Annotated in this window: 11 protein-coding genes; 6 read left to right on the top strand and 5 right to left on the bottom strand. The window is 73.6% G+C overall.

Features of this window, described 5'->3' with window-relative positions; genetic code table 11:
* Nucleotides 1-4: 4 nt before the first annotated feature.
* From ACZ6S5_RS14440 to mraZ, 4 genes are all read right to left on the bottom strand, one after another.
* Nucleotides 5-2,221: a peptidoglycan D,D-transpeptidase FtsI family protein gene (locus ACZ6S5_RS14440; protein ID WP_466000588.1), complete on the bottom strand. Its 2,217-nt coding sequence runs from the start codon at nucleotides 2,219-2,221 to the stop codon at nucleotides 5-7.
* A gap of 3 nt (nucleotides 2,222-2,224) precedes the next feature.
* Nucleotides 2,225-2,818, bottom strand: coding sequence for a cell division protein FtsL (gene ftsL / locus ACZ6S5_RS14435; protein ID WP_466000587.1), 594 nt, complete (start codon nucleotides 2,816-2,818; stop codon nucleotides 2,225-2,227).
* Nucleotides 2,815-3,924, bottom strand: coding sequence for a 16S rRNA (cytosine(1402)-N(4))-methyltransferase RsmH (gene rsmH, locus ACZ6S5_RS14430; RefSeq protein WP_466000586.1), 1,110 nt, complete (start codon nucleotides 3,922-3,924; stop codon nucleotides 2,815-2,817). The genes ftsL and rsmH overlap by 4 nt, the downstream gene beginning before the upstream one ends.
* A 207-nt stretch (nucleotides 3,925-4,131) precedes the next feature.
* Nucleotides 4,132-4,563 carry a division/cell wall cluster transcriptional repressor MraZ gene (gene mraZ / locus ACZ6S5_RS14425; RefSeq protein ID WP_466000585.1) on the bottom strand — a complete coding sequence of 144 codons (432 nt, stop codon included), beginning with the start codon at nucleotides 4,561-4,563 and terminating at the stop codon, nucleotides 4,132-4,134.
* A gap of 354 nt (nucleotides 4,564-4,917) precedes the next feature.
* On the opposite strand from mraZ, the gene ACZ6S5_RS14420 reads away from it, so the two are divergent.
* From ACZ6S5_RS14420 to ACZ6S5_RS14410, 3 genes are read left to right on the top strand one after another with little or no spacing between them, the layout of a single operon-like run.
* Entirely contained in the window at nucleotides 4,918-6,165 is a 1,248-nt protein-coding gene (locus ACZ6S5_RS14420) for a MurT ligase domain-containing protein (RefSeq protein WP_466000674.1), read from the top strand.
* Nucleotides 6,155-6,877 carry a type 1 glutamine amidotransferase gene (locus ACZ6S5_RS14415; protein WP_466000584.1) on the top strand — a complete coding sequence of 241 codons (723 nt, stop codon included), beginning with the start codon at nucleotides 6,155-6,157 and terminating at the stop codon, nucleotides 6,875-6,877. The genes ACZ6S5_RS14420 and ACZ6S5_RS14415 overlap by 11 nt, the downstream gene beginning before the upstream one ends.
* Nucleotides 6,874-7,593, top strand: coding sequence for a TVP38/TMEM64 family protein (locus ACZ6S5_RS14410; RefSeq protein WP_466000583.1), 720 nt, complete (start codon nucleotides 6,874-6,876; stop codon nucleotides 7,591-7,593). Before ACZ6S5_RS14415 ends, ACZ6S5_RS14410 begins: the two co-directional genes overlap by 4 nt.
* 88 nt (nucleotides 7,594-7,681) lie before the next feature.
* On the opposite strand, the gene leuS is transcribed toward ACZ6S5_RS14410, so the two are convergent.
* Nucleotides 7,682-10,522, bottom strand: coding sequence for a leucine--tRNA ligase (gene leuS, locus ACZ6S5_RS14405; RefSeq protein ID WP_466000582.1), 2,841 nt, complete (start codon nucleotides 10,520-10,522; stop codon nucleotides 7,682-7,684).
* Nucleotides 10,523-10,914: 392 nt separating this feature from the next.
* Between leuS and ACZ6S5_RS14400 the strand changes: the two genes are divergently transcribed.
* The 3 genes from ACZ6S5_RS14400 to ACZ6S5_RS14390 are packed head-to-tail and all read left to right on the top strand — an operon-like array spanning nucleotide 10,915 to nucleotide 15,752.
* Nucleotides 10,915-11,964: an AAA family ATPase gene (locus ACZ6S5_RS14400; protein WP_466000581.1), complete on the top strand. Its 1,050-nt coding sequence runs from the start codon at nucleotides 10,915-10,917 to the stop codon at nucleotides 11,962-11,964.
* Between the two features lies 1 nt (nucleotide 11,965).
* Nucleotides 11,966-13,264, top strand: coding sequence for a DUF58 domain-containing protein (locus tag ACZ6S5_RS14395; protein WP_466000580.1), 1,299 nt, complete (start codon nucleotides 11,966-11,968; stop codon nucleotides 13,262-13,264).
* Nucleotides 13,265-13,280: 16 nt separating this feature from the next.
* The gene (locus ACZ6S5_RS14390) at nucleotides 13,281-15,752 is read left to right on the top strand and encodes a transglutaminase TgpA family protein (protein WP_466000579.1); all 2,472 of its coding nucleotides are present in this window, start codon (nucleotides 13,281-13,283) and stop codon (nucleotides 15,750-15,752) included.
* Nucleotides 15,753-15,836: the final 84 nt, after the last annotated feature.

Here is a 15,836-nt window from a genome sequence, read left to right as displayed (position 1 = left end):
CCGCTCAGCGCGGAAAGACCTCGAACTTCGGGGACCGGTCGGTCACCGACGGCGGCACCCGGTAGTGCTGGAGGGTGAAGCCCATCATCTTCCGGAAGGCCGGCGCGGCCACCGCGCCGCCCTCGCCGCCCGGACTCCAGACGAAGACCGCGACCACGTACCTCGGGTGCTCCGCCGGGGCCATCCCGATGAACGAGCCGACCTCGCCGGGCTGCCGCACGCCGTTGTCGTACCGCAGGCCGGTGCCGGTCTTGCCGGCCACCCGGTAGCCGGGCACGGCGGCGGCCAGGCCGGTGGCCCGCCCGTCCGGGCCGTCGACGGTGGTGACCGCCTCCAGCATGGTGCGCAGCGCGGCGGCGTTCTGTGGGCTGAGCACCGAGCGGGTGACCGGCGGCGGGGACGTCTTCTTCTTCCCGTCCGGGCCGATCACGCTCTTGATCAGGTGCGGCTGGACGTACGTGCCGTTGTTGGCGATCGCGTTGTACGCGGCGGCCATCTGCAACGGGGTGGCGTCCACGCTGTGCCCGATCGGCACCGACCCGTACGACGAGCCGCTCCACTGGTCGGCGGGGAGCAGCCGCCCGGGTGCCTCGCCGGGCATGCCCTCGCCGGTGGCCTGGCCGAGCCCGAACCGCTTCTGGTAGTCGATCAGCCGGTCCCGGCCCAGCTTGTCGCCGATCTCGATGGTCCCCACGTTCGACGAGAAGGCGAGCATCCCGGGGATGCTCATCTTCCGCCCGTTCGCCGGGTGGGTGTCGCTGAAGACCGTGTCGCCCTCGCGGATGGTGTTCGGCACCGGGAACGCGGTGTCCGGCGTGATCACGCCCTCCTGGAGGGCGGCGCCGTAGGTGATCGCTTTGTGGATCGAGCCCGGGTCGACGATGAAGCTGGTGGCGGCGTCCTCCCGGTCGCTCGGGGAGTTGACCTTCTCCGGGTCGGCCGCGTTGTAGCCGGGGTAGCTGGCCTGGGCCAGCACCTCACCGGTCGGCACGTCGAGGATCACCGCGGCGCCGACGCTGCCCTTCGTCCGGGCCATCTGGGTGGAGAGGATGCGCTGGGTCATGAACTGCAGGTCGCGGTCGATGGTGAGCTCCAGCGACCCGCCGGGCTTGGCGGGGGTGGTCAGGCTGTAGCCACCGGGGATCGGCGCGGCCAGGTCGCCCTGCCCCACCTCGTACGTCCTCTTGCCGGGCTGGCCCTCCAGCACGTCGTCGTACCGGGCCTCCAGGCCCTCCAGCCCGACCATGTCCTGGCTGACGAAGCCGATCAGGTTGGCGGCCAGGTCACCGCCGGGCACCTCGCGCCGCTCGTCCCGGTGCACGCCGATGCCGGCCAGGTCCAGCGCCACGATCTGCTTGGCCTTGTCGATGTCGACACCGCGGGCCAGGTACTCGAACTGCGACTTGGTGGTGGTCCCCGGGAGGGTGCGCTCCTTCATCCGGTCGGCCAGTTCGGAGACGGGCACCCCGAGCAGCGGGGAGAGCAGCTTGGCGGTGGCGAACCGGTCCTTGACCCGGGTCGGGTCGGCGAACACGTACCGGGCCTCCACGCTGTGCGCGAGCGGGGCGCCGGTGCGGTCGTAGATGGCCCCGCGCGGGGCCGGCAGCTCGACCGTGGCGAGCCGGCTGGGCAGCCCGCCGTCCGCGTACGCCGGGGTGGTGACGGTCTGCAGGAAGACCAGCCGGATGCCGATGGCGGCGAAGAGCGTCAGGGCCAGCAGCGTGCCGAGCCGCAGCCGGCGGCGCGGGTCGGCCAGCTTCGGCGGGCGGCGCGGCTTGCGCGACGGCCGCCGGGCGGCGGCCGGCCGACGGTCCGGGCGACGCGGGCCGGGCCGGCGTCGCGGCGCCGGCGGCTCGTCGTCGTCGAAGGGTTCCCGCACCGGCCGGGCCGACACGGTGCGGACCACGCCGGACCGGCCCCCGGGGGCGGTCTCCCGGCGGCCGGCGCGGGTGGTCGCGGCCCGGCCGCCGTCGAGCACCTGCAACGCCGGCCGGAACGGGTCGCCGGAGCGGCTGCTGCGCGGGGTACGCCGTTGCTCGGCGCCCCCGCCGACGCCGGTCCGGGCGGCCGCGCCGCCCTCCCGGATGGTCCGCCCCCGCGGGGTGTACGCCCGGGCGTCGGAGATGCCGCCGACGCCGGGCTCCCGCGGTTCGCCACCCCGGGACGAGCCGCGCCGGGAGCCCGTGGCGTCCCGGCGCGGATCCTCCGATCTCGGCGGCACCGCTCAGCCCCCGTTGCCCTGCTGGCTGGTGATGGACGGCGCACCCTCCGCCGGGTGCGGAATGCCGATCGTCTTCCCGTCCGGCAGCCGGATGTAGGCCGGGTCCTCGGACTCGACCAGGCCGAGCTTGCGGGCGTTGGCGGTGAGGTTGCCCGGGGCCTTCTGCTCGGCGATCTCCTTCTTCAGCTCCTGCTCGTCGACGTCGAGCTTGGCCTGCTGCTGCTGCAGCTTCTCCAGCCGGAACGCGTTCTCGTTGATCTTCGTGTTGACCGCCAGGATGCCGAGCACCCCGCCGACCACCAGCACCACGATCAGCCCGGCGAACGGGGCCCGCGGCACCCGGACCGGCGGCGGCGGGGCGACCCGCAGCCGCGGCGACGTGGCGCCGGTGGTCCGGGTGCGCTCGGCCGGCCGCAGCGCGGCGCTGCCCTGGGTGGCGAACTCGCGCGCCCCCCGGGCGCGAGTCTCCTCCCGGCGGTCGGGCCGGTCGGCCCCCGCCGTCGTGGTCCGCGTGCTGCGCTGCGCCGTGGTCCGGCCCCCCGACCGCGGTGCGCGCTGAGCGACGGCGTCCCGGCCGTCGCGCTTGTCGACGTTCATGTCCCCTCCCCCTCTTCGTCCGTCCCGTTCCCGTCCCCTGGAGCCGAACCCGGGTCCGGCACGGACCCCGGTGACCCCGTCCCCGGTTGGTGCATCGCCTTCACCCGGCGGCGGTACCGTTCGCGGTCGGTACGCCCCTGCCGGGCCGCCTCCGGGTCGAGCCGTTCCGCGGCCCGCAGCCGCACCGAGGCGGCGCGCGGATTGGCCGCGACCTCGGCCTCCCCGGCGAGCTCGGCGCCCCGGCTGAGCAGCCGGAACGTCGGGCCCGACCCGGGCAGTTCGACCGGGAGGTCGACCGGGCCCTTGCTGCGGACCCGGTCGGCGAGCGCCTGCTTGGTGAGCCGGTCCTCCAGCGAGTGGTAGGACAGGACCACCATGCGGCCGCCCACGGTGAGCTTGTCCAGGGCGGCCGGCAGCGCCGTCTCCAGCGCTGCCAGTTCCCTGTTTACCTCGATCCGTAAAGCCTGAAACGTTCTCTTTGCCGGGTGTCCCCCGGTTCGCCGGGCTGGTGCCGGAATGCTCTCCCGGACCAGTTCGGCCAGTCGCGCCGACGAGGTGATCCGGGCGCGCTCGCGCTCCCGGATGATCGCCGAGGCGATCTTCCCGGCGAACTTCTCCTCGCCGTACACCCGCAGCACCCGAGCCAGATCCGGGTGGGAGTAGGTGTTGACCACCTCCTCGGCGGTCACCCCCCGGGTCTGGTCCATCCGCATGTCCAGCGGCGCGTCCTGCGCGTACGCGAACCCGCGGTCGGGCGCGTCCAGTTGCAGGGACGAGACGCCGAGGTCGAACAGGATCCCGTCGATCGCCGGGTAGCCGAGCCGATCGAGCACCTCGGGCAGCTCGTCGTAGACGGCGTGCTCGAGGTGGATCCGGTCGGCGAACCGGGCCAGCCGGACCCGCGCGTGGGCGAGCGCCTCGGTGTCCCGGTCCAGGCCGATCAGCACCGTGTTCGGGTGCGCCTCGAGCACCGCCTCGGCGTGGCCGGCCAGGCCCAGCGTGGCGTCGACGTGGACGGTGCGTCCGGTCCGCCCCAGCGCGGGGGCGAGCAACTCGAGACACCGCTCGAGCAGCACCGGCACATGCGTGCCGCGTAGCTCCCCCATGTCGACCCCCACTGGTTGAGACCCACTTCCGTCCATGTCGCGTCCGTTGTCGTCACGACGCCTCGTCATACCGCCAGATCCCCATCCGCTCTCGCCCGCCGGAGGCCGCGGCCCTCCGTATCGGATCGTGCGCCTGGCACCGGGGAAGGGGTGCCAGGAACTCGAAAGCGGCTGGAGATCTCGCAGTACGTCGGGCGCCGTCACGCCCTACAGACCGCCGGGCAGCACCCCCTCCTCGATGTCGGCGAAGTCGTCTTCGCTCTCCGTGAGGTAGGCCTCCCAGGCCGCCTTGTCCCAGATCTCCACCCGGGTGCTCGCGCCGATCACGACCAGATCCCGGTCGAGCGCGGCGTAGGACCTCAGGTGCGCGGGGATGGTGACCCGCCCCTGCTTGTCCGGGACCTCGTCGTGCGCGCCGGCGAAGAAGACCCGGCTGTAGGCCCGGGCCGCCTTGCTGGTCATCGGCTGGGCACGCAACTGGTCGGCGATCCGCTGGAACTCGGGCATCGGGAAGACGTAGAGGCAGCGCTCCTGCCCTTTGGTGATCACGACACCCCCCGCCAGCTCATCCCGGAACTTCGCCGGCAGGATCAACCGGCCTTTGTCGTCCAGGCGCGGAGTGTGGGTGCCGAGGAACATCGGCCCAACCCCCTCGCCCTGAGCGGCGTTCGCGGCGCCGCTGACCCCCCGGGCCGGTGTGGCCCTCCCGGCCTCACCATCGCGCCCCACTCTACTCCACTTCCCTCCACCTGCAACCAGAAACGCCCGCGTGGCGCGGCGTTTCCGCGCGCAAAAGAGCACGTCAAAGGGGGTGGGGCGGAGTGGAGGGGGTGGCGCGCCCCCGGGCCGGTCCGCTACCCGACATTGATCGACTCCGTCCGGCCGAGCGCCCGATGGCCGTCCGCCGGGCAGCCTCGGCCGAACGGATCGCTGTCGGCGGCGATCTGGTGGGCTCCGAGGTCCGGTAACCTCGCTCGCGTGACGGACGCGAAGATGCCCATGCGGGCGAAGGTGGCCAGCTCCGTGTCGCGGACCGCCGCGGCGCTGTCGCGGGCCGCGGGCCGCGGCGACGGCTCGGTGATCGGCGGCTGGATCGGCCTCAAGATCGACCCCGAACTGCTGGCCCACCTCTCGGCGGGTCGCGCCATCGCCCTGGTGTCCGGCACCAACGGCAAGACCACCACCACCCGGCTCACCACCGCCGCCGTCGGCGTGCTCGGCCGGGTGGCCACCAACTCCTTCGGCGCCAACATGCCCACCGGCCACACCTCCGCCCTGGCCAAGGCGGGCAGCACCCCGTACGCGGTGCTGGAGGTCGACGAGCACTACCTCGCCCAGGTGATCGAGGCCACCGATCCGCACGTGGTGGCGCTGCTCAACCTCTCCCGCGACCAGCTCGACCGGGCCAAGGAGGTCGCCATGATGGCGCAGCTCTGGCGCGCCGCGCTGGTCCGGCACCCGGACGTGCGGGTGGTCGCCAACGCCGACGACCCGATGGTCGTCTGGGCGGCCACCCCGCCGGCCGACCCGGCCCAGGGTCACTTCCCGCCGCACGTCACCTGGTTCAGCGCCGGCCAGCGCTGGCACGACGACTCCTGGGTCTGCCCGGAGTGCGGCTCCAGCATCCAGCGCTCAGGTGAGCAGTGGTGGTGCACCGGCTGCCCGCTGCGCCGCCCGGGACCGCAGTGGACCGTCGAGGACGACGGGGTGCTCGACCCCACCGGCGCCTGGCACAAGGTGCGGCTCCAGCTCCCCGGCAAGGTCAATCTCGGCAACGCGGCCACCGCGCTGGCGGTCGCCGCCGAGTTCGGCGTACGGCCGGTCGATGCGGTCTCCCGGCTCGGCGTGGTCACCTCGGTCGCCGGCCGCTACGCCCAGGTCGACCGGGACGGGCGCAACATCCGGCTGCTGCTGGCGAAGAACCCGGCCAGCTGGCTGGAGGCGTTCGACATGGCCGACGTGGCGCCGACACTGCTCTCCATCAACGCGCGGGACCCCGACGGGCTGGACACCTCCTGGCTCTTCGACGTCGACTTCGCGCCGCTGCGCGGCCGGCAGGTGCTGATCACCGGCGACCGGGCGTACGACCTGGCCGTCCGGCTCGACGTCAACGGCGTGCCGTTCCAGCACGTCCGCAGCTTCGACGAGGCGATCCGGGCGGTGCCACCGGGCCGCCTGGAGGTCATCGCCAACTACACCGCCTTCCAGGACATCCGAGCGGAGCTGGACCGTGTCAACTGAGAGCCTGCGCATCGTCTGGATCTACCCCGACCTGCTCTCCACCTACGGCGACCGGGGCAACGCCCTGATCCTGGCCCGCCGCGCCCAGCTGCGCGGGATGCCGGTCGAGGTGCTGGAGGTCCGCTCCGACGAGAGGCTGCCGGCCACCGCCGACATCTACCTGATCGGCGGCGGTGAGGACGGGCCGCAGGCGCTGGGCGCCCAGCGGCTGATGGCCGACGGCGGCCTGCACCGGGCGGTGGCCCAGGGCTCGGTGGTGTTCGGCGTCTGCGCCGGCTACCAGCTCCTCGGCACCTCGTTCTTCGCCAAGGGCACGAAGTGCACCGGGCTGGGGCTGCTGGACATCTCCTCCGACCGGGGTCCCACCCGGGCGGTCGGCGAGCTGGCCGGCGAGGCCGACCCGCGGCTGGGCATCCCCTACCTGACCGGGTTCGAGAACCACGGCGGGCGGACCCACCTCGGCCCGGGCGTGTCGCCGGTGGCCCGGGTGAGCGCCGGGGTGGGCAACGACGGCACCACCGAGGGCGCGTGGCGGGGCAAGCTGCTCGGCACCTACTCGCACGGCCCGGCGCTGGCCCGTAACCCGGCCCTGGCCGACCTGCTGCTGCGCTGGGCGACCGGCATCCACCAGCTCCCCGCGCTCGACGACACCTGGGCCGAGCGGCTCCGGTCCGAGCGCCGCGCCGCGGTGGCCGCCGCCGTCCGGCAGTGAGCGGCGCCGCCCGACCGTGGCGGCGACGACCGGCGTCCCGGCGGCTCGTCCGGTTGCTCCGGCAGCCGTCGGCGCGCCGGTTCGCGCTGCTGCTCCTGCTCCTCGCCGGGTTCGGCGTGGCGTTGCTGCTGCTGCCCCGGCCCGACCCGGCCCAGCTGCCCCGGCTCGCCCGCTCCCTCGGCGGGTACGCCCCGGTCGCGGCGATTCTCGTCGGGGCGCTGCTGCTGGTGGCGCTGGTCCCGCGGACCTTCGTCACGCTGGCCACGGGGGCGATCTTCGGGCCGCTGCCCGGCGCCGCGTACTCGCTGGGCGCGGCACTGCTGGCCGCGGCGCTCGGCTTCGCCGTCGGCCGCCTGCTGGGCCGGGACTTCGTCGCCGAACGGGTACGTGGCCGGCTGGCCCGGCTGGACGGCTGGTTCGCCCGGCAGAGCGTGTTCGGCGTGATCACCGTACGGCTGCTGCCGATCGCCGGATTCGGCCTGGTCAGCTACGGCTACGGCACCACCGGGGCGCGGGTGCTGCCGTTCCTGGCCGGCAGCGTGATCGCCGCCGCCCCGACCGCCTTCGGGTACGCGGCGATCGGCGCCGCGGTCAGCTCCCCCGGGAGCGTCAACTGGTACGCCGCCGCCCCGGCCAGCCTCGGCCTGATCGCCAGCGTGGTCATCATCGGGCGCTGGTGGCGGGCGGAGCGGCAGCGCCGGCTCGGCCCGAGCTGAGATGCCCCGCCGGTCGAGGCCGCGCGGCGCCGGGTAGGCCGCAGGCGCGCCCCGAGCCCGGGACGCGCCTGCGGCGAAGCGGCCACGGTCAGGCGACGACCGAGACCATCCGGCCCTTCACCACGATGACCTTGCGGGGCTCCTTGCCGCCCAGCGAGCCGGCCACCGCCGCCAGCGCGGCCGACCGGACGTCGTCCTCGGCCGCGTCGGCGGCCACCTCGACCCGGCCGCGCACCTTGCCGTTGACCTGCACCGGGTAGGTGACGGTCTCGGCGACCAGCAGCGCCGGGTCGGCGGTCGGGTAGTCCGCGTACGCCAGCAGGGTCTCGTGGCCCAGCTTGCGCCACAGCTCCTCGGCGATGTGCGGGGCGAACGGGGCCACCATCAGCACCAGCGGCTCGGCCACCTCGCGCGGGGTCTCGGGCAGCCGGGTCAGGGCGTTGGTCAGCTCGATCAGCTTGGCGATCGCGGTGTTGAACCGGATCCCCTCCATGTCGCCGCGGACCCCGTCGACGACCTTGTGCAGCAGCCGCCGGGTCGCCTCGTCGGCCGGCGCGTCGGTGACCCGCAGCTCGCCGGTCTGCTCGTCGACGACCGCCCGCCAGACCCGCTGCAGGAACCGGTACGAGCCGACCACCGCGCGGGTCTCCCACGGGCGGGAAACCTCCAGCGGACCCATCGACATCTCGTACACCCGGAAGGTGTCCGCGCCGTACGCCGCGCACATCTCGTCCGGGGTGACGACGTTCCTCAGGGACTTGCCCATCTTGCCGTACTCGCGGTTGACCTCGGTCTCGCCGTGGAAGAACCGGCCGTCGACCTCCACGACCTCCTCGGCCGGCACGTACGCGCCCCGGGCGTCGGTGAACGCCCAGGCCTGGATCATGCCCTGGTTGAACAGCTTGCGGAACGGCTCGAACGAGGAGACGTGGCCCAGGTCGTACAGCACCTTGTGCCAGAAGCGGGCGTACAGCAGGTGCAGCACGGCGTGCTCGGCGCCGCCGACGTACAGGTCGGTGCCGCCGCAGTCGCCGGGGCGCTGCGGGCCCATCCAGTACGCCTCGTTCGCCGGGTCGGCGAAGCGCTCCTGGTTGTTCGGGTCCAGGTAGCGCAGCTCGTACCAGCAGGAGCCGGCCCACTGCGGCATCACGTTGGTCTCCCGGGTGTAGCGCCGGGGCCCGTCACCCAGGTCCAGCTCCACCTCCACCCAGTCGCGCCGGCGGGACAGCGGGGTCTCCGGGTCGGACTCGGCGTCCTCCGGGTCGAACGTCTTCGGCGAGAAGTCGTCCACCTCGGGCAGCTCGACCGGCAGCATCGACTCGGGCAGCGCGATCGGCGCGCCGCTCTCGTCGTACACGATCGGGAACGGCTCGCCCCAGTAGCGCTGCCGGGAGAACAGCCAGTCGCGCAGCCGCCAGGTGACCGCACCGGCCCCGCGCCCGTTGGCCTCCAGCCACTCGATGATCCGGGCCTTGGCGTCGGCCACCCCCAGGCCGTTCAGGTCCAGGCCGCGGTCGGGCGCGGCGCTGTTGATCGCCGGGCCGTCCCCGGTGTACGCCTTGCCGTCGAAGCCCGCCGACGGCCGCACGGTGCGCACGATCGGCAGGTCGAAGACCTCGGCGAAGGCCCAGTCCCGCTCGTCCTGGGCGGGCACCGCCATGATCGCGCCGGTGCCGTAGCCGGCCAGCACGTAGTCGGCGATGAAGATCGGGATGCGGCCGCCGGTGACCGGGTTGGTGGCGTACGCGCCGACGAAGACGCCGGTCTTCTCCTTGGTCTCCGCCTGCCGCTCCACGTCCGTCTTGGCGGCGGCGGCCTTCCGGTACGCCTCGACGGCGGCCCGCGGGCTGGCGTGCCCGCCGGTCCAGGCGTCCTTCGTCCCCTCCGGCCAGGCGGCCGGCACCAGGACGTCGACCAGTGCGTGCTCGGGGGCCAGCACCATGTAGGTGGCGCCGAAGACGGTGTCCGGCCGGGTCGTGAACACCCGCACCGGGGCGGCGTCGGTCGGGAAGTCGATGTGCGCGCCGGTCGACCTGCCGATCCAGTTGCGCTGCTGCAGCTTGATCGGCTCCGGCCAGTCCAGGGCGTCCAGGTCCTCCAGCAGCCGGTCCCCGTACGCGGTGATCCGCATCATCCACTGCTTCAGGTTCCGCTTGAAGACCGGGAAGTTGCCCCGCTCGGAGCGGCCGTCGGCGGTGACCTCCTCGTTGGCCACCACGGTGCCCAGCCCCGGGCACCAGTTCACCGGCGCCTCCGACACGTACGCCAGCCGGTGGTCGTCGACGATCTTCCGCCGCTCGCCCACGGTCAGCTCGGCCCACGGCCGGCCGTCCGGGGTGGGCCGGGTGCCCCCCTCGAACTCGGCGATCAGCTCCGCGACCGGCCGGGCCTTCTTCGCGTCCGCGTCGTACCAGGAGTTGAAGATCTGCAGGAAGATCCACTGGGTCCAGCGGTAGAACTCGGTGTCGATGGTGGCCACCGACCGCCGCTCGTCATGGGCCAGCCCCAGCCGGCGCAGCTGCTCCTTGAACCGCTCGATGTTCGCCTCGGTGGTGGTCCGCGGGTGGGTGCCGGTCTGTACCGCGTACTGCTCGGCGGGCAGGCCGAACGCGTCGAACCCCATCGCGTGCAGCACGTTGCGCCCGGCCATCCGCTGGTAGCGGGCGTAGCAGTCGGTGCCGATGTAGCCCAGCGGGTGGCCGACGTGCAGGCCGGCGCCCGAGGGGTACGGGAACATGTCCAGCACGTACAGCTTCTCGGCGCCCGCCCGGGGGTGGCCCGGGTCGGCCAGCGGGCCGCTGGGGTTCGGCGCGTGGAAGGTGCCCTCCCGCGCCCAGGTGTCCTGCCAGCGGTGCTCGATGTCGTCGGCCAGAGCAGCGGTGTACCGGAACGGGGGAATGTCGGTCGCCGGTGCGGCTGCCTCACTCATGGCGTCTCCTCGGCGCGGGTCATGTCGGATATGGGGAGGTCTGCTGCGGGCACAAAAAAGCCCCTCGCGCAGGAGGGGCGGCCGTGCTGTCGCGCGTTCAGCGCATCAGCACGGCTCGGTAAGAAGCAGGAAGACTCCAGCCATGCGGGCAGTGTACCCCTCCTGCCCACCGACTATCTCGCCCGCACCACAGGACGGGACGTTCCCCCGGTCCGGCGAATATTCCGGGCGTAACCGACCGACCGCCTGCGGGGGTCGGCGACTGGGACAAACATGGTTAGCCTGAGAGGCCAGTGAGATTTTTGCGGCAGACGAGGCTCGGCGTCGCGAACCCAACGGCGGGTCCAGGTGCTCTATACAGAGCTGCCGTCCAGGCGACGAGGAGGAGGCCCGTGACACAACAGACCTGGGACGAGGTGGGCGGTCTGCTGCCGCACGACGAGTTCCGCGCCGCCAGCGAGGCCATCGTGACCAACATCGAACAGGTCATCGAGGGCAAGACGGCCACCGTCCGGCTCGCCCTCGCCGTCCTGCTCGCCGAGGGTCACCTGCTGATCGAGGATGTGCCCGGCGTCGGCAAGACCAAACTCGCCAAGGCCCTCGCGCGCTCGATCGACTGCTCGGTGCGGCGCATCCAGTTCACCCCGGACCTGCTGCCCAGCGACGTCACCGGCGTCAGCGTCTACAACCAGGAGACGCATGACTTCGAGTTCCGGCCCGGCGCGGTCTTCGCCAACCTGGTGGTCGGCGACGAGATCAACCGGGCCTCGCCGAAGACCCAGTCGGCACTGCTGGAGTGCATGGAGGAGCGACAGGTCACCGTCGACGGGGTGACCTACCAGCTGCAGACCCCGTTCATGGTGATCGCGACGCAGAACCCGATCGAGATGGAGGGGACGTACCCGCTGCCGGAGGCGCAGCGCGACCGGTTCACCGCCCGGATCGCGATGGGCTACCCGGACGCCGGCGCCGAGCTAGCCATGCTGGACGGCCACGGCGCCACCGACCCGCTGGACGAGCTGCGCCCGGTCTCCGACGCGGCCACCGTCCGCCGGCTCATCGGCCACGTCCGGCAGGTGCACGTCGCCGACGCGGTCAAGCAGTACGCGATCGGCCTGGTCACCGCCACCCGCGAGGCGCCCGACCTGCGGCTCGGCGCGTCCCCGCGGGCCACCCTCCAGCTGCTGCGCACCGCCCGCGCCGTGGCCGCCCTGGAGGGCCGGGACTACGTCCTCCCGGACGACCTGCAGGTGCTCGCGGTGCCGGTGCTGGCGCACCGGATCATCCCGACCGCCGACGCCCAGCTCGCCCGCCGCACCACCGACGCGATCGTCGCCGAGCTGGTGCACCGGCTGCCGCTGCCGCACGACCGCAAGCGTTCACCGTACGACACCCGGCCCGGGAACAACGGGCACGGGCCGTACGAGCCGCGGAGGCCGTGAGGTGCGCGACGGGCTGCGCGGGCTGACCACCCGGGGCCGCTCCTTCCTGGCGGCCGCGGTCGCCGCCGCGATCTCCGCCGCGATCCTCGGGGAGAAGGACCTGCTGCGGGTGGCGGTCCTGCTCGCCATCCTGCCCCTGCTCGCGGCGGCCTACGTCGGGCGCAGCCGCTACAAGCTGGCCTGCAACCGCTCGCTCGAACCGCACCGGGTGCCGGTCGGGGCCAGCTCCCGGGTGGTGCTGCGGCTGCAGAACCTGTCCCGCCTGCCCACCGGCACCCTGCTGCTCGAGGACCGGCTGCCGTACGCGCTGGGCAGCCGGCCGCGGGTGGTGCTGGAGCGCCTCGGCGCGCACCAGGCCAGCTCGGTGGCGTACACCGTCCGGGCCGACGTGCGCGGCCGGTACGAGGTGGGGCCGCTGGTGATCCGGCTGACCGACCCGTTCGGGCTGTGCGAGCTCAGCCGGGCCTTCCCCAGCACCGACCACCTCACCGTGATCCCCCAGGTCACCCCGCTGCCGTCGGTCCGCCTCCCCGGGGAGTACGCGGGCAGCGGCGACAGTCGGGCCCGCTCGGTGGCGGTGCACGGCGAGGACGACGCCGCCACCCGGGAGTACCGGATGGGCGACGACCTGCGCCGGGTGCACTGGAAGTCGACCGCCCGCACCGGGGAGCTGATGGTGCGCCGGGAGGAGCAGCCCTGGGAGAGCCGGGCCACGGTGCTGCTGGACACCCGGGCCTACGGCCACCGGGGCGACGGCCCGACGGCGAGCTTCGAGTGGGCGGTCTCGGCCGCCGCGAGCATCGCGGTGCACCTGCGGCAGGCCGGCTACAAACTGCGCCTGGTCACCGGCGACGGCGCGGACGTGGACGCCACCGAGGCCGGCGGCGAGGGCCTGCTCCTCGACCACCTCGCCCAGGTGCACCTGGCCAAGCGCGGTGACATCACCTCGCTGGTGCAGCAGGTCCGGCAGCGGGCCGACGGCGGCCTGATCATCGCGCTGTTCGGCACGCTGAGCACCGCCGAGGCCGAACTGCTGGCCGGCCTGCGCGGCAACGGCGCCACCTGCGTGGGCTTCCTGCTCGACAGCACCACCTGGCTCAACCTCCCGGCGAAGGCCCGGGCCGAGGCGGAGCACGCGCACGGCGCCGCCGCGCTCGCGCTGCTGCAGAGCGGCTGGCGGGTGATCGGGGTGGAGCACGGCAACCGGCTGCCGGTGCTCTGGCCGCAGGCGGCCCGCGGCTCGCAGGGCTTCGCGCTGCGGGCGGCCCTGGCCGAGACCGTCGCCGGAGGCATGCGATGACCGGAAGGGTGGACCCGTGACCGCGCACCGCAACCTCGGCTTCGTCGCCGCGGCGGCGACCCTGCTGGCCGCGGCACCGCTGTCGGCGATCTTCCAGCGCTGGACGTGGCTGGTCCAGGCGGCCATCGTGGTCGCGGTGGTGGCCGGCGCCGCCGCGCTGAGCCGGCTGGCCCGCGCTCCCCTGTGGGGCCAGGTCCTCGCCATGCTGGCCGGCCTCACGCTCGGCCTGACCTGGATCTTCCCGGGCGGCACCGAGCTGCTGGCGTTCGTGCCGACCCCGGCGACCTTCGCCCACTTCGCCGAGCTGCTCGGCGACTCCGTGCAGGACATGCGCTCGTACGGGGTGAAGGTCCCGGACGTCGACTCGCTGCTCTTCCTCACCGTGCTCGGCATCGGTGGCGTGGCCGTGGTGGTGGACGTGCTGACCGTCGGGCTGCGCCGGCCGGCGCTGGCCGGCCTGCCGATGCTGGCGATCTACTCGGTGCCGGTGGCGGTCTACGTGGACAGCGTCCCGGCCACCCCGTTCGTGGTGGGCGCCTGCGGCTTCCTCTGGCTGCTGGTCACCGACAACGTCGACCGGGTCCGCCGGTTCGGCCGCCGGTTCACCGGCGAGGGCCGCGACGTGGACGTCTGGGAAGCGTCGCCGCTCGCCGCGGCGGGCCGCCGGCTGGCCGTGGTCGGGGTGGTCCTCGCCGTGGCGGTGCCGCTGGCCGTGCCCGGGATGACCGGCGGGCTGATGAACACGGTCGCCAACGGCACGGGCGACGGCACCGGGCGGCCCGGGCAGGGCGGCAGCCCGGGCCGGATCGACCTGTTCGCCGCGCTCAGCGGCCAGCTCAACCAGTCCGACGTGACCGAGCTGGTCAAGGTGACCACCAACGAGCCGGCCCCGTTCTACCTGCGGTTCGGGGTGGCCGACGAGCTGCGCCCCGACGGCTTCCGGGTCCGCGTCCCCAGCGGACGGTCGGTCACCCGGAACCTGCCGGACCCGACGGAGCGCGGCGGGCGCGGCATCGACCAGCAGCGCTACCGGGCCACCGTCGAGGTGACGAAGAACCTCAACATGCCCCTCCTGCCGGTCTACGCCGAGCCGGTGAAGACCGAGGACCTCAGCGGCAGCTGGTTCTACGACCCGAACCTGCAGATCTTCTTCTCCAACCGGGAGAACTCCCGGGGGAAGCGCTACGCGTTCGACTACATCCGCTCGACGTACAGCCCGCAGGTGCTGCGCGCGGCGCCGTCCCTGCCCGCCGACGATGCGGTGCTGCGCGGGCAGACCGTCACGCCGTCCGTGCAGGCGGTCGACAAGCTGGTGGCCCAGCTCGTCAAGGGCCGGCAGAACGACTACGACAAGGTCCGGGCGATCTACGACTACTTCTCGGTGGAGAACGGCTTCACGTACTCGCTCTCCACCAAGGGTGGCACCAGCGGCGACGACATCACCGACTTCCTCACCACCAAGGTCGGCTTCTGCCAGCAGTACGCCGCGGCGATGGCCTGGCTGGTCCGGGCCGCCGGCATCCCGGCCCGGGTGGCGTTCGGCTTCACCAACGGCAGCAACTCCGACGGCCGCACGTACGTGCTGACCAACCGGAACCTGCACGCGTGGACCGAGGTCTACTTCGGTGGGATCGGCTGGGTGCCGTTCGACGCCACCCCCTTTGCGGCCGTCCAGGGCTCGGTCCGCTCGACCTGGGCGCCGGACACCAACGCCCCGGAGGATGATCCGTCGACGCCCGGGGTGGACCCCTCCGCGGCTCCGGTCGACCCCTCGGCCGGCCCGAACGATCCGGACCGGCTGGACAAGGACGCCGACCAGGGGCTCAACGTCGGCGCCGACGGCCCGAACCAGCAGTCGCCGGTCTGGCCGTGGTGGCTCGGCGGTGCGGCACTCGCGCTGCTGGTGCTGCTGGCCGTGCCGGCGGTACGCCGGTCGGCGCTGCGCCGGCGCCGCCGGGCCCGGGCGCTCACCCCGGCCGCCACCGTGCTCAGCGCGGTGCCCGGTCCCCGGGGCGGCACCCGGGAGGTCACCGTCGGGGTGGACGCCGAGCGGGCCCGCGCGGACGCCCACGCCGCCTGGGACGAACTGCTCGACACGCTGGTGGACTACCAGGTACGCGTCGACCGGACGGAGACCCCCCGGGCCACCGCCGAGCGGCTGGTCCGGGAGAGCCTCGCCGAGGACACCGGGGCGATGACCGGGGTGCGGCTGCTCGGCCGGGCCGAGGAGCGGGCCCGGTACGCGCGTGACCCGCTCACCGGCGAGGCGCTGCACCCGGCCCTGCGGTCGGTACGCACCACGCTGGCCGCCCGGGCCGACCGGCGTACCCGGATCATGGCGGCCCTGCTGCCGCCGTCGGTGCTGCTGCGCTGGCGTACCGCGGCGGCGGACCGGTCCGCCCTGCTGGTCACCACCACCGGCCGGATGCGCGACCGGCTGCTCCGCTGGAATCCGCGTCGCCTCCTGGCGGGCCGCCCGGCCCGCTGACGGGCGGGACGACGGTCCCGCGATGCGCGCAGATTCACGGAAAGAGTGGCTATCCGGGCCTGGACAGCCACTCTTTCCGGGAAC

The sequence above is a fragment of the Micromonospora sp. NPDC051924 genome (assembly GCF_055586005.1).
Note: the sequence above shows the minus strand (reverse complement) of the source record. Positions and strands in the feature narration are given on the sequence as shown.